Source organism: Mycolicibacterium rutilum, assembly GCF_900108565.1.
Classification (GTDB): Bacteria; Actinomycetota; Actinomycetes; order Mycobacteriales; family Mycobacteriaceae; genus Mycobacterium; species Mycobacterium rutilum.
Genome location: NZ_LT629971.1, coordinates 2,271,269 through 2,288,831, shown reverse-complemented (window position 1 = coordinate 2,288,831; position 17,563 = coordinate 2,271,269). Strand labels below are relative to the sequence as shown.

Here is a 17,563-nt window from a genome sequence, read left to right as displayed (position 1 = left end):
CGCTGTACGGTACGCCGTGGTACCCGGCGAAGACAAGCATGGATCGAAGGCTGGCGTCGGAGTATTGTTTGCGCTTCCGCGGACGGCGGCGCGCTGATCGATATGGTGGCCAGGGCCGGGATCGAACCGGCGACCTTCCGCTTTTCAGGCGGACGCTCGTACCAACTGAGCTACCTGGCCGGAAGGCACTGGTCCTTCACCAATCCAGTTGCCTCGCCGCAATGGCGACCCTGACGGGACTCGAACCCGCGACCTCCGCCGTGACAGGGCGGCGCGCTAACCAACTGCGCCACAGGGCCTTGCTGTGCGACCCATCGTGCGGGACGTCACGTGTACCCCCTACGGGATTCGAACCCGCGCTACCGCCTTGAAAGGGCGGCGTCCTAGGCCGCTAGACGAAGGGGGCCAGCCGAATCTCTCCGGGGTACTCGCAACGCGATCACGTTGGGAGCCTCAGTAGCTTAGGGTACCGGCACCCGAATCCTCAAACGGGATGGTCATCGGGTTGTCGGAGGGCAGTGGGAAGCTCGCCGCAGGATGACTCGCCACACCACATTCAGGTTTCGCCTGGATCCGACGGCCGAGCAGCGGGAGACGCTAGCGCGGCACGCCGGGGCGGCCCGGTTCGCCTACAACCAATGCCTGCGAATGGTTCGGTCGGCAATGCACGCGCGCCGGCCCGACGCCGGGGCGGCGGTGCCATGGAGCAAATACGATCTGATCAACGCCTTCAACCGTTGGAAGAAGTCCGAGTCCGCGGGTCGCGTGTGGGCGGTAGGCCCGGACGGAACGACGGAAATGGTTTCAGCCGGCCTTGCATGGCGCGATGACGTTTGCCAGCAGGTATTCGAAGAGGCCGCGGTCGATTGCTCGCGTGCCCTCAGGTCGTGGGCGGATCGTTCGTCCAGCCGTAACGGGCGTCGTGCGGGCCCGCCTCGATTCAAGAAGAAGGCCGGTACGGTGCCCTCTTTTCGCATGCGGAACAGCAGCCGAGAGGGACGCCGCCCGGCGATCCGCGTCGGCGCTGACGGCCGGCCCCGTTCCGTCACGCTGCCTCGGGTCGGAGCGATCGCCGTGCGCGACGACACGCGACGACTGCGACGGATGATCGCGACGGGCCGGGCCAGGATCCTGTTCGCGACCGTCAGCCACCGCGGCGGCCGGTGGTGGGTGTCGTTGAACGTCGAAGCCGCCGACCTGCATCCCAGTCAACGCCACTCGCCGCGCGGAGGTGACGATGCCGCCGGTTGGGTCGGCGTGGACCGCGGGTTGATCGCGTTCGCGGTAGCCGCAACGGCCGACGGCACCAAAATTGTGCACGTCGATGCACCGCCACGCCCTTTACGCAGCGCACTCACGCGTCAGCGACGCCTGTCCAGGAACTTGTCCCGCGCGCAGAAAGGGTCTCACCGACGCAAACGAGCCGGCACCAAACTTCGTCGTCATCATGCGCACGTCGCCAATGTCCGAAAGCACTTCCTGCACCAGGTGTGCAACGCCTGGTCAAGACCCACGACCGGCTCGTCTTCGAAGATCTCAATGTGATCGGGATGCTTTCCAATCACCGGCTCGCGCAAGCCATATCGGATGTGGGGTGGTCGGAGTTTGCCCGCATCGTGGTCTACAAGCAGACCTGGCGCGGCGGAGAGGTGGTGTTCGCCGATCGCTGGTTTCCGTCGAGCAAGATGTGCGCAGCGTGCGGAGCCGTCAGGCGAAACCTCCGACTCGTCGACCGTGTGTTCACGTGCGAGTGCGGATACTTCGCCGATCGTGACCACAACGCTGCGGTCAACCTGGCGCGCTGGGCCGAAAGCCACGTAGTTCCCGAATCGTCCCCGGACCGCCGAGCGGGCGGCCGGGTCACCAATGCCCGTGGACAGTTCGTCGCCGAACGACACACTCGCTGTGTCGTCGGCGCCGAGCCGGTAGAAGCGGGAACCGGAGTTCGCGCCGCCACGACGTGAACTTGCGGACGCCCGAGAAGGGCGGTGTCCGCGGCTTGAAGAAGCTGTCGGGCATGCTGCATAGCTCAGTTGGTAGGCCAGCTGGCCCCTCCGATAGAGTGGCTGCGCCCCCGTAGCTCACTCGGAAGAGCAGCGGACTTTTAATCCGCGGGTACGGAGATCGAAACTCCGCGGGGGCACCACAAACCTTTCCAGCGTTCGGTTGTTCACCCATCATCTCGGGCGATGCGTACACAAGCGTGCGCTCGGCGCCATTTGCGGCGTCCATCGCGTTGCTCAGTCCGACGCGCTGGCCGACCAGGCGCTGAGCTGATCGAAGTGCTCGAGACACACCGGCACCGGACCGGCTTGCCGGCCCGGGATCTGAAACGTCCGCTCCGCGGGCCGCTTCGACTGCTCGGCCAAGCAGAACAGGCATTCCTCGGCTTCGAGAGCCACAGTCCCCCCGCTGATCCACGCACCGGCGAGACAGTCACGAACTACGCCAACCCCATCGCCCCGCCGATGCACTCCCCTTGTGTCGACAAGCTAACAAAATCTTGATCAACGCGGCAGAAAGTTCGCTGGAAACTTCCTGAGAATCAACTTTCTGTGGAAGGTCCGCAGAATCGTATGATCAAGGGCGATGCTCTACCAGCAAACTCGTCCCGCCTTTTGGCGGCGCCATCCCGCTGTGACGGGCGCCGTCGCCCTGGCGGCGACGTGGTGGCTTGTGAACGGGTGGTACACCGCCGTCACCGTCGCGGCCATCGTGACGCTCACGGTCGTCGTCGCCCGCCGCCGACGCGAACTCGCGATCCGCGACGCGGGACTGCGCGCGCGTGCCGAGTACGAGCATCGGCTGAACCTGGCCGGCGACCCCCGAGGCGTGTTCGGCCGCTACCCGCCGCTACAGCCGGGCTGGTTTCCCGACCCCCAGAACCGTTGCGGGCTACGCTATTTCGACGGCGCGATGTGGACGCACCACACGCGCTGAATCAGACGTTCGGGCAGTAGAACTGCGGCTGGCCGCGGTACTCCTGCGGCGGCAGGTTTCGTGCCGGCGTCTCGACGAGCGGCGAGTCCGCGGGCAGCCTGCCGAACGCGCGGTCCATCGCCGAACGCTTGCGGGGGTGCCACAACCAGCGATCGGGCAGCACCTTGGTCACAAAAGTCACCACGTCGCAGAACCGCTGGTGCAGCCATTCCTTTCGCGGAGACCACGTGTAGCCCATCAGCTCTCGCACCGGCGGGTCATACAGGGCGACGGTCATGAACTCCGCGGCCGGTTGCATGAGCTTGAGGTTGAGCTTCCACATCCAGTTCGGCAGCCACGCCAGCGACGGATGCTTGGGCATCGTGGACAGGTCCATCACCTCACGCGCGGCCCAGTTGTTTTCCAGGACGTTGGTGCACATGTGGTCCCAGTACTCCTGGAACTCCTCCCACGTCTTGGGCACCGGCCGCATGCTCATCCCGTACATGCGGTACCAGGTGATGTGCTCGTCGAACAGCTGCCGCTTGTCGGCCTCGGTCAATCCGCCACCGAACTTCTCGGCGGCCAGCAGCGTGGACTTGAAAAATGTCGCGTGCGCCCAGTAGAAGACGTCGGGGTTCAGCGCGCTGTAACGGCGACCTTGCTCATCGACGCCCTTGATCCCGATGTGGTAATCACGCACCTCCGCGCCAGTCGTGGGCGCACGGTCGCTGTCGAACACCACGCCGCCAATCGGGTAGATCGACCGCAGCAGCCGCGGTATCCGCTCCAGGAAGAAGATCGAGTGCTCCTGCACCGCCGCGCCCAACTGTGGATGCATGTTCTGCATCGACCCTGCCCACGGTCCTTGCAGCAGGCCGGTCCACTGGCCGAAGTACTTCCACGTCAGCGAGTCGGGACCCAGCGGCGCCGGCGGCGCGTCGTAGCCGCCGGAGGTCACCGGGCACCCGGCAGCAACGGGGGACTCTTCGGACACCGGGCACGTCGCAGACGTATCTTGAGTCACTGACCTACTTTCGTCCGGCCTGGATCGGTACTCTGACTACAGGCGTTGTCATCCGCGAGCTTAGGAGGGACGTGCCTTCGGGTCAACGACGGGGCCGGTGGTCCGGCGTGCCGCTGCAGGACCGCCAGATGCTGCGCCGCGACGAACTCATCGCGGCGGGCGTCGGGCTGCTCGGCAGCGCCGACGGCCCCTCCCTCACCGTGCGAGCGGCCTGCCGGGTGGCCGGCCTCACCGAGCGCTACTTCTACGAAAGCTTCAGCGACCGTGACGAATTCGTGCGCGCGGTCTACGACGACGTGTGCACGCGGGCGATGTCGGCGCTGATGACGGCCGAGACGCCGCGCGACGCCGTCGAGCGGTTCGTCGCGCTGATGGTCGACGACCCGACCCGCGGCCGGGTGCTGCTGCTGGCGCCGGCCCGCGAACCGGTACTCACCCGCTCAGGCGCCGATTGGATGCCCAGCTTCATCGACCTACTGCAACACAAACTCACCAGGATCACCGACCCCGCGCGGGCTGCCATGGTCGCCACCGGTCTGATCGGCGCGCTCACGGCACTGTTCACCGCGTACCTCAACGGCACGCTGACCGCGACCCGCGAGCAGTTCATCGACTACTGCGTGGAGATGCTGCTCGGCCGGGTCACCAGCCACTGAGCCCTACTCGTCAGGGCCCTACTCGTCGGGCGTCGAAACCTCTTCGAGCGCCTGCTGCTCCTCTTCGGCCGCTTCCTCCTCGGCCTTCGACTTCGCCTCGCGCCCGAGCGGGCTGGCGACCGAGGCTCCCGGGTTGGTGGCCGTGGCGTACTCGCCGGCGCAGTTCAATGCCAGGCTGACCTGGCTGCGCGATTCGGAGATGCGCAGGAACGACGAATCCCACGCGTTGACGACCACGCAGTCACCCTGATCGAGCTTGTCGCCCACCCGGGCGGCGACGACAGCCGTGCCGCCGCCCTGCTCGATGGCATCGACGGCGTCGGAGTAGGGCTGGCCCACGACGTCCGGCGCGGCGGCCGCGGTGGCCGACCCGAACAGCACCATGGCGGATGCCGCGGCCGCGACCGCTCCGATTCCCAACATCTGCAATCGCATGACTGCTCGCTTCCGTGACTGTCGTAAAAACGGGCGTGGATTCCACGCAACTGTCACGGAGATGTGTAAACACCAAGATGCGCCCAGATTGACTGGGCGTGAAAACCGTTGCGGCTATATGAAGGCTGCGTTACCCGTCACTGGTCGGGGGTGGAGACCTCGGCCAGGGCCTCCTCCTCGGCCTGCGCGGCCTGCTGCTGAGCCCGCTTGCGCGCGGCGGCTTCCTCGTCCTCCGCCTTGGCCGCCCGGCCCAGCGGGTTGGCGACCGAGGCGCCCGGAGTGGTCGCGGTGGCGTACTCACCCGCGCAGTTCAGCGCGACCGACATCTCGTTGTTGTCCTGCTCGTCGATGCGCAGGAACGACGAGTTCCAGACATTGGTGACGATGCAGTCGCCCTGGTCGAGCTTGTCGCCGACACGCGCGGCGACCACAGCGCGCCCGCCGCTGTCCTTGATCTCCTGCAGGGCGTCGGAGTACTTCATCCCGACGACGTCCGGTGCCGCGGCGGCCGTACCCGCCCCGAAGAGTGCAGCCGATGCCGCCGCAGCGGTCGCGAGCCCGACGAACATGACCTTTTTCACGATGACGCCGACCTCCATGTCAGGGCGATAACCGCCAAGTAAATTCTGGCGGAAGTTTATTGCGTCAACGTGCGCGCCGCCACTGCTGGGCGACGTAGATCTGCGCGCGAAGGTCAGGTGTTCGGCGTGGAGACCTGGGCGAGTCGTCGCTCCTCGGCCTTACGTGCCTTCTCCTGGGCCTCGGCCTTGGCCTGACGGCCGGCCGGGCTCATCGCGGAGTTACCGGCCGAACCCGGTGCGGCCAGCACGCCGTTGCAGTTCAGGGCCACCATGACCTCGCGGTTCTCGACCAAGCGACTCCGCGAGTTCGGCCGCCGGACCGCCGCATCCCAGGCGTTGGTCACCAGGCAGAGGGCTTCCTCCGCGCCGGTACCGACCCGCGTGGCCACCACGGCCCTGCCGCCCGAGCGCTCGATCATCCGCTTGGCGTCCTTGTAGGGACGATCCACCACATCAGGCACTGCGACCGCTTCCCCCGCACCAAGGAGTGCGCCGCTCGCCGTTGCGGCGGCGACAATAACGCCGGTCAATAGTTTGCGCGCTTTCTTCAACGCTTGTCCTCCGAGTCCTGTAGTACCGGCTTTTCGATACCTGGTGCGGGCGTAAAGGCTTTGCCCGCCGGGAACTCTACCTGCCGGACTGAGTCCTGTGTTGCGGATGTGACACTTGCTCACGGAACTTGATGTCACCGGGGTACACAGATACTCTGAGTGCAACCAACAGGTACAGATAACTGGGCCGGTACAGAACTAGGGCTCCCGCACGTCGAGGAGGACAAAGGACCAATGCACGAGAACTTGACCGACCTGCACCTGCTGCACGAGCTCGAGCCCGTCGTTGAGAAGAACCTCAACCGGCACCTGTCGATGCGCAAGGACTGGAACCCGCACGACTACATCCCGTGGTCGGACGGCAAGAACTACTACGCCCTCGGCGGCCAGGACTGGGACCCCGAGCAGGCGCAGCTCTCCGAGGTCGCCCAGGTGGCGATGATCCAGAACCTGCTGACCGAGGACAACCTGCCGTCGTACCACCGCGAGATCGCGATGAACTTCGGCATGGACGGCGCCTGGGGCCAGTGGGTGAACCGGTGGACGGCCGAGGAGAACCGGCACGGCATCGCGCTGCGCGACTACCTCGTCGTCACCCGCGCCGTGGACCCCGTGCAGCTCGAGCAGCTGCGCGTCGAGCAGGTCACCCGCGGCTTCTCCCCCGGCCAGAACCAGCAGGGCGACCTGTTCGCCGAGAGCCTGTTCGACTCGGTCATCTACGTGACGTTCCAGGAGCTCGCCACCCGCGTCTCGCACCGCAACACCGGTAAGGCGTGCAACGAGACCATCGCCGACCAGCTGCTCGCCCGGGTCTCGGCAGACGAGAACCTGCACATGATCTTCTACCGCGACGTCTCCGAGGCCGGCTTCGACATCGCCCCCGACCAGGCGATGCACTCCCTGCACCGCGTGCTGCGCAACTTCAAGATGCCCGGCTACACGGTTCCCGAGTTCCGCCGCAAGGCGGTCATCATCGCCGTCGGCGGCGTCTACGACCCGCGGATCCACCTCGACGACGTCGTGATGCCGGTGCTCAAGAAGTGGCGCATCTTCGAGCGCGAGGACTTCACCGGCGAGGCCGCGCGGATGCGCGACGACCTCGGCAAGCTCGTCGAAGAACTCGAGGAGGCCTCGCAGAAGTTCGAGGAGTCCAAGCAGCGCAGGCTCGAGCGTGAGGCCCGTAAGGCCGAAAAGCTCTCGGCGAAGAAGGTTTTGGCCTCCGCACCATGACAGGGGCGATGACGACGGTTCTGGCCGGCAGGCACGAACTGGCGATCGGCCCGATCCGGCTGCCCAGCCCGGTGGTGCTGGCACCGATGGCCGGCGTGACCAACGTCGCGTTCCGCACCCTGTGCCGTGAACTCGAACTGGCGCGCGCCGGCACGGTCAGCGGACTGTACGTCTGCGAGATGGTGACGGCTCGCGCACTGGTCGAACGCCACCCGGCGACCATGCACATGGTCACGTTCTCGCCCGATGAGAGTCCGCGGTCGCTGCAGCTGTATTCGGTCGATCCGCACAACACCTACGCGGCGGCCAAGATGATCGTCGACGAGGGCCTGGCCGACCACATTGACATGAATTTCGGTTGTCCGGTGCCCAAGGTGACCAAGCGCGGCGGCGGCGCGGCGCTGCCCTACAAGCGGCGGCTGTTCGGTCAGATCGTCGCGGCCGCGGTGCGCGCGACCGAAGGCACCGACATCCCGGTGACGGTGAAGTTTCGCATCGGCATCGACGACGAGCACCGCACGCATCTCGACGCCGGGCGCATCGCCGCCGAGGAGGGAGCTGCCGCGGTCGCCCTGCACGCCCGCACGGCCGCCCAGCGGTACTCCGGCACGGCCGACTGGGAGCAGATCGCCGCGCTCAAAGCGCACGTCACCGGCATCCCGGTGCTGGGCAACGGCGACATCTTCGAGGCCGCCGACGCGCTGGCGATGATGTCGGCCACCGGGTGCGACGGCGTCGTGATCGGGCGCGGCTGCCTGGGTCGGCCCTGGTTGTTCGCCGAGTTGTCGGCCGCGTTCACCGGAGCGCCGGCCCCGACGCCGCCGACCCTGGGCGAGGTCGCGTCGATCATCGTGCGGCACGGGCGCCTGCTCGCCGACCACTTCGGCGAGGACAAGGGCATGCGGGACATCCGCAAGCATGTGGCCTGGTATCTGCACGGATTTCCGGCCGGCGCCGAGCTGCGCCGGTCATTGGCCCTGGTCAAGACGCTGGCCGAACTCGAAACACTCGTTGATCAGCTGGATCCGGAGGTGCCGTTTCCCGACGCCGCCACCGGGCCGCGCGGCCGTCAGGGCTCGCCGGCTGCGGTCTCGCTGCCGGAGAACTGGCTGGCCGACCCGGACGACTGCACGGTGCCCGCGGGTGCCGAAGTCATGCATTCCGGGGGTTAGCGGATCCGGCCGTCGCCCAGTCGTCTCCGTCCTGAGACGACTCTGACATCACATCTCTCAGGATGTCTAAGTACGATATGAGTCTCGTTCGTAATGCGGTTCCGTCAGCGGAGCCATCCAGGTGCTATCGCAATGGCGCGGAGCGCCGCGTACACCCGTGTGCTGCACGCAGTACGACTTGGAGGCCGGTAGGAACATGAGTGACGGCGATCGCGCCACTCCTGGCCCTGCCGACGCTTCCGGCGGTGGCGACAACCAATGGCTTACCCGAAGTCAGCGGCCGTCGCCAGGCGCCGCGCCGTGGGAGCGCAGCAGCGCCTCGGTCCCCGACGTCGACGCCGAGGACGACGAGCCCAGCGGTAACCACACTGCCGGTGTCACCGTCGCCGACCTGATCGCCAAACTCTCCGGCGACACCCCGAACCCGTCGCTGCGCCGCCGTCGCCAGCGTGAACCCGAACCGCCCGATCCACCGGCCCCGCCGACCGAGATCATCGCGGCGGTGCCCGACGCAGAGCCCGAGGAGCCGGTACTCGAGTACGAGGACGCAGACCTCGACGACGACGCCCCCGACACCGAGATCATCCCGGCCCTACCCGTCGAGTCCGAGCTGCCCGACCTCGCGCTGGTGCGCAGGCCCGCCCGCGTGCCGGCCGCACACGCTGCGACGGGCCGCGCCGCTGCGCCCGCCCGCTCGCGTCGCGCCCGGCGCCGGACCATCGCCGCCGGCCGGTCGGCGGCCGCCGTGCTCGCGGTGCTGGCGCTGGTGATGACCGGCGGCGCGTGGCAGTGGCAGTCGGCGAAGAACAACATGCTCAACCGGATCTCGGCGCTGGACCCGGATTCCCGCGACATCCTCGACCCCAACGCCCAGTTCGGTGACGAGAATTTCCTGATCGTCGGCGTCGACAGCCGCATCGGCGCGAACAGCGAGGTGGGCGCGGGCACCACCGAGGACGCCGCCGGCGCCCGCTCGGACACCGTGATGCTGGTCAACATCCCGGCGAACCGGGAGCGCGTGGTGGCGGTGTCGTTCCCGCGCGACCTCGCGATCGAGCCGATGAAGTGCGAGCCGTGGGACCCGCAGACCGGGCAGTACGGGCCGATCACCGACCCCGAGTCGCCGATGTACGGCGAGGAGGAGGTCTACACCGAGTACAAGCTCAACTCCGCCTACGCCGTCGGCGGCCCGAAGTGCCTGGTGAAGGTCATCCAGAAGATGTCGGGCCTGTCGATAAACCGTTTCATGGCAGTCGATTTCGCGGGCTTCTCCAAGATGGTCGACGCGCTCGGCGGCGTCGAGGTGTGCAGCACCACCCCGCTCGAGGACTACGAACTGGGCACGGTGCTGCCCACCGCGGGCCGGCAGATGGTCGACGGCCACACTGCGCTACAGTACGTGCGCGCGCGGCAGGTCACCACGGAGACCAACGGCGACTACGGCCGCATCAAACGCCAGCAGCTGTTCCTGTCGTCGCTGATGCGCTCGATGATCTCCAAGGAAGTGTTCTTCTCGCTGTCCAAGCTCAACAACGTGGTCAACATGTTCATCAACGACAGCTACGTCGACAACATGGACACCAAGGACCTCGTCACGCTCGGCCAGTCGATCCAGGGCATCGCGGCCGGCCGGATCACGTTCTTGACCGTTCCCACAACGGGTTACATGGACGAGTGGGGTAACGAGCATCTGCGCGAGGACGACACCCGCGCGATCTTCGACGCGATCATCAACGACGACCCGCTGCCCGAGGAGAAGAACGCCGACAACACCCCGGTGCCCGGCACCCCGGAGTCGGTGGAGTCCTCGACGGCGGCGCCGACGCACGACTCTGCGCCGTCGAGCGAACTCGTCGACGCCGTCACCACCAACCCCGGCGACGTCACCGTGCAGGTGTCGAACTCCACCGGCGAGAACGGCCTCGCCGCGACCGCCGCGACCGAGCTGGAGAACCACGGCTTCAACGTCACGACGCCCGATGACTACCCCGGACCGCTCGACTCGACGACCGTGTTCTTCTCACCGGGCAACGAGCAGGCCGCCGCCACCGTCGCCTCGGCGTTCGCCAACCCGACCATCGAGCGGGTGTCCGGCAAGGGCGACGTGGTGCAGGTCGTGCTGGGCAGCGACTTCTACTCGGTGAACCCGCCGTCGCCGAGCGGTTCGCCGGTGCAGGTGCACGTGGTGCGCGGCACCCGTAGCACCCCGACCCAGCTGCCCGAGGATCTCACCGTCACCAACGCCGCCGACGCCACCTGCGAGTGATCTGAGGCGTTTCACCTGCGTATGGCCAGGTGGCATTCACCTTTCGTTCACCGGCGCGCTCATGCCATTTCAACAGGAATGTCCGTAGGCTTGAGGGCATGCGTTCCGCGTACCACGAGCAGTTGGAGGACCTGACCAGCCGGCTGGGCGAGATGTGCGGCTTGGCGGGTGCGGCGATGGAGCGTGCCACCCAGGCCCTGCTGCAGGCGGACCTCGTGCTGGCCGAGCAGGTCATCACCGACCATGAGCAGATCGCCGGGATGAGCGCCCGCGCCGAGGAGGCCGCGTTCGTGCTGCTGGCGCTGCAGGCACCGGTCGCTGGGGATCTGCGCGCGATCGTGAGCTCGATCCAGATCGTCGCCGACGTCGACCGGATGGGCGCGCTGGCCCTGCACGTCGCCAAGATCGCCCGGCGCCGGCACCCGCAGCACGCGCTGCCCGAAGAGGTGAACGGATACTTCGCCGAAATGGGCCGTCTCGCAGTCGAACTCGGCAACAGCGCCCAGGAGGTGCTGGTCACCCGCGACCCAGAGAAGGCCGCCCGCATCGGTGAAGAGGACGATGCGATGGACGACCTGCACCGGCACCTGTTCACGGTGCTGATGGACCGCGAATGGAAGCACGGCGTGGCCGCCGCGGTCGATGTGACCCTGCTCGGCCGGTTCTACGAGCGATTCGCCGACCACGCGGTCGAGGTGGCCCGCCGGGTGATCTTCCAGGTCACCGGCAAGCACCCCGACGAGGACGACATCCCCGCCGCACGCTGACCCACGCGCGAGCAGACGCGCGCTGACCCACGCGCGAGCAGACGCAAAGTGCCCCGATTTCCGGCGAAATCGGGGCACTTTGCGTCTGGTCGCCGGATAACTGCTCAGCCGAAGCGGCCGGAGATGTAGTCCTCGGTCGCCTTCTGGCTGGGGTTGGAGAAGATCTTCTCGGTGTCGTCGATCTCGATGAGCCGGCCCGGTTTGCCGGTGGCCTCCAGGTTGAAGAACGCGGTCTGGTCGCTGACCCGCGCGGCCTGCTGCATGTTGTGAGTGACGATGACGATCGTGAACTCCTGTTTGAGCTCGGAGATCAGGTCCTCGATGGCCAGCGTCGAAATGGGGTCGAGCGCCGAACACGGCTCGTCCATCAGCAGCACGTCGGGTTGCACGGCGATCGCGCGGGCGATGCACAACCGCTGCTGCTGACCGCCGGAGAGCCCGCCGCCGGGCTTGTCGAGCCGGTCCTTGACCTCGTTCCACAGGTTCGCACCGCGCAGGGACCGCTCGGCGACCTCGTCGAGGGTCTTCTTGTTGCGCACGCCCTGCAACTTCAGTCCGGCGACGACATTGTCACGAATGGACATGGTGGGGAAGGGGTTCGGGCGCTGGAACACCATGCCGATAGTCTTGCGCACCGCGACCGGGTCCACCCCGGCCGCGTAGATGTCCTCACCGTCGAGCAACACCGAGCCTTCGACGCGGGCGCCGGGGATCACCTCGTGCATGCGGTTGAGGGTGCGCAACACCGTCGACTTCCCGCAGCCGGACGGCCCGATGAAGGCCGTCACCATGCGCGGCGGCACGGCGACGGACACGTCGGCGACCGCGTGGAACGAGCCGTAGTAGATGTTGACGTCTTTGAGGTCCAGCCGTTTGGCCATGGCAGGCTCCTAAACCTTTCTGGGCGCGAAGATCTTGGCGAGTAGCCGCGCGCCGATGTTCAGCAGGGCGATCAACAGGATCAGGGTGAGGGCGGCGCCCCAGAGCCGGTCCGTGGGAACAGGATTGGCGCCCGCGCCGGCGGACGTCTGGTCGTACATCATGCCGGGCAGCGATCCCATGAAGCCGTCGAACATGTCGAAGTTCATCGCCTGCGAGTAGCCGACGAGGATCAGCAGCGGCGCGGTCTCACCCATCACGCGGGCCAGCGCCAGCATGATCCCGGTGACGATGCCCGACAGCGCGGTCGGAATCACGATGCGCGCGATCGTCTTCCACTTCGGCACGCCGAGTGCATAACTGGCTTCGCGCAGATCCATCGGGACGATGCGCAGCATCTCCTCGGTGGCACGGACGATCACCGGGATCATCAGCAGCACCAGCGACAGGGACACCGCGAAACCCGACCGCGGGAAACCGAACGTCGCCACCCACAGCGCATAGATGAACAGCGCGGCCACGATCGAGGGCACACCGGTGAGGATGTCGACCATGAAGGTGGTCAGCTTGCCCAGTCGCGTGCCGCCGCCGTACTCCACGAGATAGATACCGACGAACACGCCGATGGGAATCGAGATGATCGCGCACACCAGGCCTTGCAGCAGCGTGCCGATGATCGCGTGGTACACCCCGCCGCCGGCCGCGAAGGCCGTCATCCCCGCCTGCGAATTGGTGAACCACACCGGCGACGTCAACGCCGAGAAGCCCTTGGCGATCACCGAATACAGCACCCACAGCAGCGGGATCAGCGCGATGAGCACCGACAGCGTGACCAGCACCGTGGCGACGTTGTTGGTGACCTTGCGCCGCAGGCTCACGCCCTGGAAGGTGGTGGCCTTGACCGGACGGTCCAGCGTCGACGTCATTTCGCACTCTTCCCGGCGACCGCCGCACGCGCCAGCGAGTTCACCACGAACGTCAGGATGAACAGCACCAGACCCGCAGCGATGTACGCGCCCGCCTTGAACTGATCGTTGAATTCGCTTGCGGTGGCGGCGATCAGGCTCGCAAAGGTGTAGCCGCCGTCGAACAGCGACCACCCGAACGCCTGCTGGGTGCCGCGCAGGATGATCAGCAGCGCGATCGTCTCACCGAGCGCGCGGCCGAGGCCGAGCATCGCGCCGCTGATGTAACCCGACATGCCGAACGGCAACACGGTGGTGCGCACCACCTCCCAGCGGGTCGCACCCAGCGCCAGCGCCGCCTCCACCTGGCCGCGCGGCGTCTGCACGAACACCTCGCGGGTGACCGCGGTGATGATCGGCAGGATCATCACCGCCAGCACGATGCCCGCGGTGAAGATGGTGCCGCCGCCGGCCACCGAGGCGGTGCCGGTCTCGAACAGGAATAGCCAGCCCAGGTTCTGGTTCAGCCACAACGCAACCGGTTTGAGCACCGGAGCCAGCACATACAGGCCCCACACGCCGTAGATGATCGACGGCACGGCCGCCAGCAGGTCCACCATGTACGCCAGCGGACCGGCGACCCGGCGCGGTGCGTACTGCGTCAGAAAGATCGCGATGCCCAACGCCACCGGCATGGCGAGGACGAGCGCGAACACCGACACGAACACCGTCACCTGCAACAGGTCGAAGATGCCGAAGTGCATCGCCGACGTGTCGGTGGTGACCCAGTTGCCGCCGTAGAGGAAGAAGTTCTCCTCGTTGCGCGCCAGTGCGGGGATGGCCCGCCACAACAGGAACGCCCCGATCGCCACGATCAACGCGACGACGAAGATGCCCGAACCCTGGGCCAGTCCGCGGAAGATCCGGTCGCCGGGGCGCTCTGTGGCGTTCCTCGACGGGTCGGTGGAGATCGGCGTCGGCTCCGGGAAAGGTGAAGCAAGCGCTTCACCGGATCCCGCGTCGGCCGGATTAGGGATTGTCACGTGAAGCCTATCGGTCATCGGTCCCAGCACCCATCCTCACCGTATCCCCGCCGGTGCGCCACGAAACTAGGCGATCGCTTCGACGGAGGTGAGCAGCCGTTCCTTGAACCGGTCCGGCAGCGGCACGTAACCCGCGGGCGACAGGTTCTGCTGGCCCTCGTTGGCGGCCACCGTCAGGAACGACTTGACCGCCGCGGCGGTGTCGGGGTCGTAGCCCTTCGAGCACACGATCTCGTAGGTGGCGAGCACCAGCGGGTAGGCGCCGGGCTCCTTGGTGGCGTACAGCGAGTTCAGGTCGAGGGTGAGGTCGTTGCCCTCGGCCGCGAACTGCGCGGCGTCGATCGCCTTCTTGGCCGAGTCGTCGGTCAGCTCGACTGCGCCTGCGCCACTGTCGATTTGGGCGAACGGGATGCCGGCCTGCTCGGCGAAGCCCTTCTCGACGTATCCGATCGAACCGGCGGTGGCCTGCACGGCCTGCACGACGCCTGCCGACTTCTGGGCGCCCTCACCGGCACCGCCCTGGAACTCGCTGCCGTCGCCCTTGGTCCAGCTCTGCGGAGCCGCCGCGGCGAGGTACTTCTGGAAGTTGTCGGTGGTGCCCGAGGAATCCGAACGGTAGATCGGCGTGATGTCGGCATCGGGCAGGTTGGTGCCGGCGTTGAGCGCCGCGAGCGCCGGGTCGTTCCACTTCGTGATCTGGCCGGAGAAGATCTTGGCGAGCACGTCGGCGTTCACGACCAGCTTGTCGACGCCGTCGATGTTGTAGGCCAGCGCCACCGGGCCGAACACCAGCGGCAGGTTCCACGCGGGGTTGCCGCCGCAACGCTCGGCGGCCTGCTGCAGCTGATCACCCTTGAGCGCGGAGTCGGATCCGGCGAAGTCGACCTGCTTGGCGATGAACTGCTCGCGGCCCGCGCCCGAGCCGGTGGGGTTGTACGACAGGTTCTTGCCCGAGCACAGCTGGGACCACACCTTGTTGAACTCGGCGATCGCGTTCTGCTGCGCGGTCGAACCCTCGGCGGTGACGGAGTTCTTTCCGCCACACTCGGCCGCGGATGCCGATCCGGTGCCACTCGTCGCGGGGGCACCGGCGTTGTTGTCGCTGCCGCACGCCGACAGGGTCAGTGCCGCGACCGCGGTCACCGAGATGCCGAGCGTCTTGCCGAAGTTGAGCTTCACGAATCCCACTTTCCATTGACGGCTTTGAACTCTCCGGCAACGTATGCGGCCGTGGTGGACGGTTCTCGGACGCGAAGTGAACGCCCGGTGAACACGTTCAGCCGCTTGTGCGGGGTTCCCCAGCTAGTGCGCGGATGCGGCGGCGTATGCGGCGTCGACGGAGTAGACCTCGAAGCCCAGGTTTCGGTAGGTCTTCACGGCCGCGGTGTTGTCCGCCTCGACGTACAGCAACACCGTCGGGTGTGAGCTTGCCGACAGTCGGTCGGCCAGGTGGTGTAGGCCGGTGAGCGTCAGCACCGCGCCGAGCCCGCGGCCCTGGGCGCCCGGGTCGACGCCGACGACGTAGACCTCGCCGAGGTCGTCGTCGTGCTGTTTAGTCCAGTGGAAGCCAAGCACCTCACCGGTGTCCTCGTCGACGCCGAGGAACAGGCCCTCGGGGTCGAACCACGGCTCGGCGCGGCGCTCGGCGAGTTCCGCGTCGGTCCACCCGCCCTGCTCGGGATGCCAGGCGAACGCGGCGTTGTTCACGCGCAGCAGCGCGGCGTCGTCGGTCGGGCCGGCGTAGGTCCGGATCCGGATACCGTCGGGCATCTGTACCGGCGGCAACCCGGTCAGCGGACGGCGCATCTGCAGCAGTTCACGGACGACGGCCAGGTCGAGCGCCGCCGCGGTCGCTCGGGCGGGTTCGAGGTTGCCGTGCGCCCAGATCCGGGTGTCGGGACCGCCCTCGGCCAGGCCCGCGCGGGCGAGCGCCGCGCCGACGCCGCGTCTGCGGGCCCGCGGATGCACGACCAGTTCGGCCATCGGCGGATCGGGCGTGAGGTTGAGGTAGCCGACGATCTCGTCATCGACTGCGGTGAGGTGGCGGGTGCGGTCGTGCGGCAGTTCGCGCAGCACCTGCTCGCCGAGGGGGGCGACACCGTCGGCGGCCGTCGCCGCGTCGATCATGTCGCGGATGCGGGCCTGCTCGTCAGCGGACAGCCCCGTGCGCCAGCGCAGTTCCGTCACGGACTGCGCAGCGGGTCGCCGAGGGTCTCCGGCACAGCGTCGGGGGCGTCGAACTCAGCACCCATGTCGCCGACGTCGGGGTCGAGGTCCTCGGCGATGTCGGTGCCGGGCGCGGGCGGGCGACCGCGCGCCGGGCGGACGGCCTTGTATCCGACGTTGCGCACAGTGCCGATCAGCGACTCGTACTCCGGGCCGAGCTTGGCGCGCAGCCGTCGCACGTGCACGTCCACGGTGCGGGTGCCGCCGAAGAAGTCGTAACCCCACACCTCCTGCAGCAGCTGGGCGCGGGTGAACACCCGTCCCGCGTGCTGCGCGAGGTACTTGAGCAGCTCGAACTCCTTGTAGGTCAGATCCAGCGGGCGCCCGCGCAGCCGCGCGGTGTACGTGCCTTCGTCGATCACCAGCTCGCCGAGGCTGATCTTGCCGACGTTCTCCTGGTTGGCCACGCCGCCGCGACGGCCGACGAGCAACCGCAGGCGGGCGTCGATCTCGGCGGGGCCGGTGCTCGGCAGCAGGATCTCGTCGAGGCCCCACTCCACGTTCACGGCGACCAGGCCGCCCTCGTTGACGACCGCGACCACCGGCACCGAGGTCCCGGTGGTGCCCAGCAGCCGGCACAACCCGCGGGCGGCGGCCAGATCAGTACGTGCGTCGACGATGGCGACGTCGGCGCTACCGGCCTCCAACAGCGAGGACACCTCGGTGGGCGCAGTCCGCACGGTGTGGGCGAGCAGCGACAGCGACGGCAGCACAGACTCGGGTTGGGGGTCGACGGTCAGTAGCAATAGATCCAACTGGCCCTCCAACAGCCATAGGGACCTCGCCTGGACAACGGTGTCGGTCGGTGACTTCCCAGATTCCTGCTCGACATACGGCCGTTACTCGGCCGACAGTTCACTAACGATAGCGCGCCACCTGCTGATTAGCTGAGCCGAACCGATCGAT

17 protein-coding genes, 4 tRNA genes and 1 pseudogene are annotated in these 17,563 nt (G+C 67.3%); 8 read left to right on the top strand and 14 right to left on the bottom strand.

Going from position 1 to position 17,563, the window contains the following annotated elements; all coding sequences use genetic code 11:
- Positions 1–103: 103 nt before the first annotated feature.
- From BLW81_RS11220 to BLW81_RS11210, 3 genes are all read right to left on the bottom strand, one after another.
- A tRNA-Phe gene (locus BLW81_RS11220) sits at positions 104–180 on the bottom strand.
- Positions 181–222: 42 nt separating this feature from the next.
- A tRNA-Asp gene (locus BLW81_RS11215) sits at positions 223–299 on the bottom strand.
- 34 nt (positions 300–333) lie between these two features.
- Positions 334–406, bottom strand: a tRNA-Glu gene (locus BLW81_RS11210).
- Between the two features lie 143 nt (positions 407–549).
- On the opposite strand from BLW81_RS11210, the pseudogene BLW81_RS11205 reads away from it, so the two are divergent.
- Positions 550–1,964: pseudogene (locus BLW81_RS11205) on the top strand (RNA-guided endonuclease InsQ/TnpB family protein); the annotation flags it as partial.
- 106 nt (positions 1,965–2,070) lie between these two features.
- Positions 2,071–2,146: transfer RNA gene (locus tag BLW81_RS11195), tRNA-Lys, on the top strand.
- Positions 2,147–2,240: 94 nt separating this feature from the next.
- Here the strand turns inward: BLW81_RS11195 and BLW81_RS11190 are convergent.
- The gene (locus tag BLW81_RS11190; RefSeq protein ID WP_157897659.1) at positions 2,241–2,402 is read right to left on the bottom strand and encodes a hypothetical protein; all 162 of its coding nucleotides are present in this window, start codon (positions 2,400–2,402) and stop codon (positions 2,241–2,243) included.
- Positions 2,403–2,589: 187 nt separating this feature from the next.
- On the opposite strand from BLW81_RS11190, the gene BLW81_RS11185 reads away from it, so the two are divergent.
- Positions 2,590–2,940, top strand: coding sequence for a DUF2510 domain-containing protein (locus tag BLW81_RS11185; protein ID WP_083407227.1), 351 nt, complete (start codon positions 2,590–2,592; stop codon positions 2,938–2,940).
- Between the two features lies 1 nt (position 2,941).
- On the opposite strand, the gene BLW81_RS11180 is transcribed toward BLW81_RS11185, so the two are convergent.
- Positions 2,942–3,946 carry an oxygenase MpaB family protein gene (locus BLW81_RS11180; RefSeq protein ID WP_083407226.1) on the bottom strand — a complete coding sequence of 335 codons (1,005 nt, stop codon included), beginning with the start codon at positions 3,944–3,946 and terminating at the stop codon, positions 2,942–2,944.
- A gap of 71 nt (positions 3,947–4,017) precedes the next feature.
- Here BLW81_RS11180 and BLW81_RS11175 point away from each other — a divergent pair, with 71 nt between their 5' ends.
- Positions 4,018–4,602, top strand: a complete 585-nt coding sequence (locus BLW81_RS11175; protein WP_083407225.1) for a TetR/AcrR family transcriptional regulator — start codon at positions 4,018–4,020, stop codon at positions 4,600–4,602.
- A gap of 18 nt (positions 4,603–4,620) precedes the next feature.
- Here BLW81_RS11175 and BLW81_RS11170 read toward each other — a convergent pair whose 3' ends face one another.
- The 3 genes from BLW81_RS11170 to BLW81_RS11160 form a co-directional block, all read right to left on the bottom strand.
- Positions 4,621–5,037, bottom strand: coding sequence for a hypothetical protein (locus BLW81_RS11170; protein WP_083407224.1), 417 nt, complete (start codon positions 5,035–5,037; stop codon positions 4,621–4,623).
- Between the two features lie 137 nt (positions 5,038–5,174).
- Positions 5,175–5,636 carry a PASTA domain-containing protein gene (locus BLW81_RS11165; RefSeq protein WP_083407223.1) on the bottom strand — a complete coding sequence of 154 codons (462 nt, stop codon included), beginning with the start codon at positions 5,634–5,636 and terminating at the stop codon, positions 5,175–5,177.
- Between the two features lie 95 nt (positions 5,637–5,731).
- Positions 5,732–6,079: a hypothetical protein gene (locus tag BLW81_RS11160; RefSeq protein WP_235632237.1), complete on the bottom strand. Its 348-nt coding sequence runs from the start codon at positions 6,077–6,079 to the stop codon at positions 5,732–5,734.
- A gap of 324 nt (positions 6,080–6,403) precedes the next feature.
- Here BLW81_RS11160 and BLW81_RS11155 point away from each other — a divergent pair, with 324 nt between their 5' ends.
- From BLW81_RS11155 to phoU, 4 genes are all read left to right on the top strand, one after another.
- Positions 6,404–7,399, top strand: coding sequence for an acyl-ACP desaturase (locus BLW81_RS11155; protein ID WP_083407221.1), 996 nt, complete (start codon positions 6,404–6,406; stop codon positions 7,397–7,399).
- A 38-nt stretch (positions 7,400–7,437) separates the two neighbouring features.
- The gene (gene dusB, locus BLW81_RS11150; RefSeq protein ID WP_083410468.1) at positions 7,438–8,571 is read left to right on the top strand and encodes a tRNA dihydrouridine synthase DusB; all 1,134 of its coding nucleotides are present in this window, start codon (positions 7,438–7,440) and stop codon (positions 8,569–8,571) included.
- Between the two features lie 196 nt (positions 8,572–8,767).
- Positions 8,768–10,837, top strand: a complete 2,070-nt coding sequence (locus BLW81_RS11145) for an LCP family protein (protein ID WP_083407220.1) — start codon at positions 8,768–8,770, stop codon at positions 10,835–10,837.
- A gap of 98 nt (positions 10,838–10,935) precedes the next feature.
- Positions 10,936–11,604 (top strand): phosphate signaling complex protein PhoU, encoded by a 669-nt coding sequence (gene phoU, locus BLW81_RS11140; protein ID WP_083407219.1) that lies wholly within the window; start codon positions 10,936–10,938, stop codon positions 11,602–11,604.
- Positions 11,605–11,708: 104 nt separating this feature from the next.
- On the opposite strand, the gene pstB is transcribed toward phoU, so the two are convergent.
- The 6 genes from pstB to BLW81_RS11110 form a co-directional block, all read right to left on the bottom strand.
- Positions 11,709–12,485: a phosphate ABC transporter ATP-binding protein PstB gene (pstB, locus tag BLW81_RS11135; protein ID WP_083407218.1), complete on the bottom strand. Its 777-nt coding sequence runs from the start codon at positions 12,483–12,485 to the stop codon at positions 11,709–11,711.
- Between the two features lie 9 nt (positions 12,486–12,494).
- On the bottom strand, positions 12,495–13,409 hold the full coding sequence (gene pstA / locus BLW81_RS11130) for a phosphate ABC transporter permease PstA (RefSeq protein ID WP_083407217.1): 915 nt from the start codon (positions 13,407–13,409) through the stop codon (positions 12,495–12,497).
- A complete protein-coding gene (gene pstC / locus BLW81_RS11125) occupies positions 13,406–14,449 on the bottom strand; it encodes a phosphate ABC transporter permease subunit PstC (protein WP_083407216.1) in 1,044 nt (347 codons plus the stop codon). The genes pstA and pstC overlap by 4 nt, the downstream gene beginning before the upstream one ends.
- 48 nt (positions 14,450–14,497) lie before the next feature.
- Complete coding sequence (pstS, locus tag BLW81_RS11120; RefSeq protein ID WP_083410467.1) at positions 14,498–15,610, bottom strand: phosphate ABC transporter substrate-binding protein PstS; 1,113 nt, start codon at positions 15,608–15,610, stop codon at positions 14,498–14,500.
- A 123-nt stretch (positions 15,611–15,733) separates the two neighbouring features.
- Positions 15,734–16,618, bottom strand: a complete 885-nt coding sequence (gene mshD, locus BLW81_RS11115) for a mycothiol synthase (RefSeq protein WP_083407215.1) — start codon at positions 16,616–16,618, stop codon at positions 15,734–15,736.
- Entirely contained in the window at positions 16,615–17,412 is a 798-nt protein-coding gene (locus BLW81_RS11110) for a winged helix-turn-helix transcriptional regulator (RefSeq protein ID WP_083410466.1), read from the bottom strand. The genes mshD and BLW81_RS11110 overlap by 4 nt, the downstream gene beginning before the upstream one ends.
- Positions 17,413–17,563: the final 151 nt, after the last annotated feature.

Bases quoted from the DNA above. Each gene is read 5' to 3' on its own strand.
- BLW81_RS11185 (WP_083407227.1), top strand. From the start codon at position 2,590: ATGCTCTACCAGCAAACTCGTCCCGCCTTTTGGCGGCGCCATCCCGCT.
- BLW81_RS11170 (WP_083407224.1), bottom strand. From the start codon at position 5,037: ATGCGATTGCAGATGTTGGGAATCGGAGCGGTCGCGGCCGCGGCATCC.
- BLW81_RS11165 (WP_083407223.1), bottom strand. From the start codon at position 5,636: ATGGAGGTCGGCGTCATCGTGAAAAAGGTCATGTTCGTCGGGCTCGCG.
- BLW81_RS11155 (WP_083407221.1), top strand. From the start codon at position 6,404: ATGCACGAGAACTTGACCGACCTGCACCTGCTGCACGAGCTCGAGCCC.
- BLW81_RS11145 (WP_083407220.1), top strand. From the start codon at position 8,768: ATGAGTGACGGCGATCGCGCCACTCCTGGCCCTGCCGACGCTTCCGGC.
- phoU (WP_083407219.1), top strand. From the start codon at position 10,936: ATGCGTTCCGCGTACCACGAGCAGTTGGAGGACCTGACCAGCCGGCTG.
- pstB (WP_083407218.1), bottom strand. From the start codon at position 12,485: ATGGCCAAACGGCTGGACCTCAAAGACGTCAACATCTACTACGGCTCG.
- pstA (WP_083407217.1), bottom strand. From the start codon at position 13,409: ATGACGTCGACGCTGGACCGTCCGGTCAAGGCCACCACCTTCCAGGGC.
- pstC (WP_083407216.1), bottom strand. From the start codon at position 14,449: ATGACCGATAGGCTTCACGTGACAATCCCTAATCCGGCCGACGCGGGA.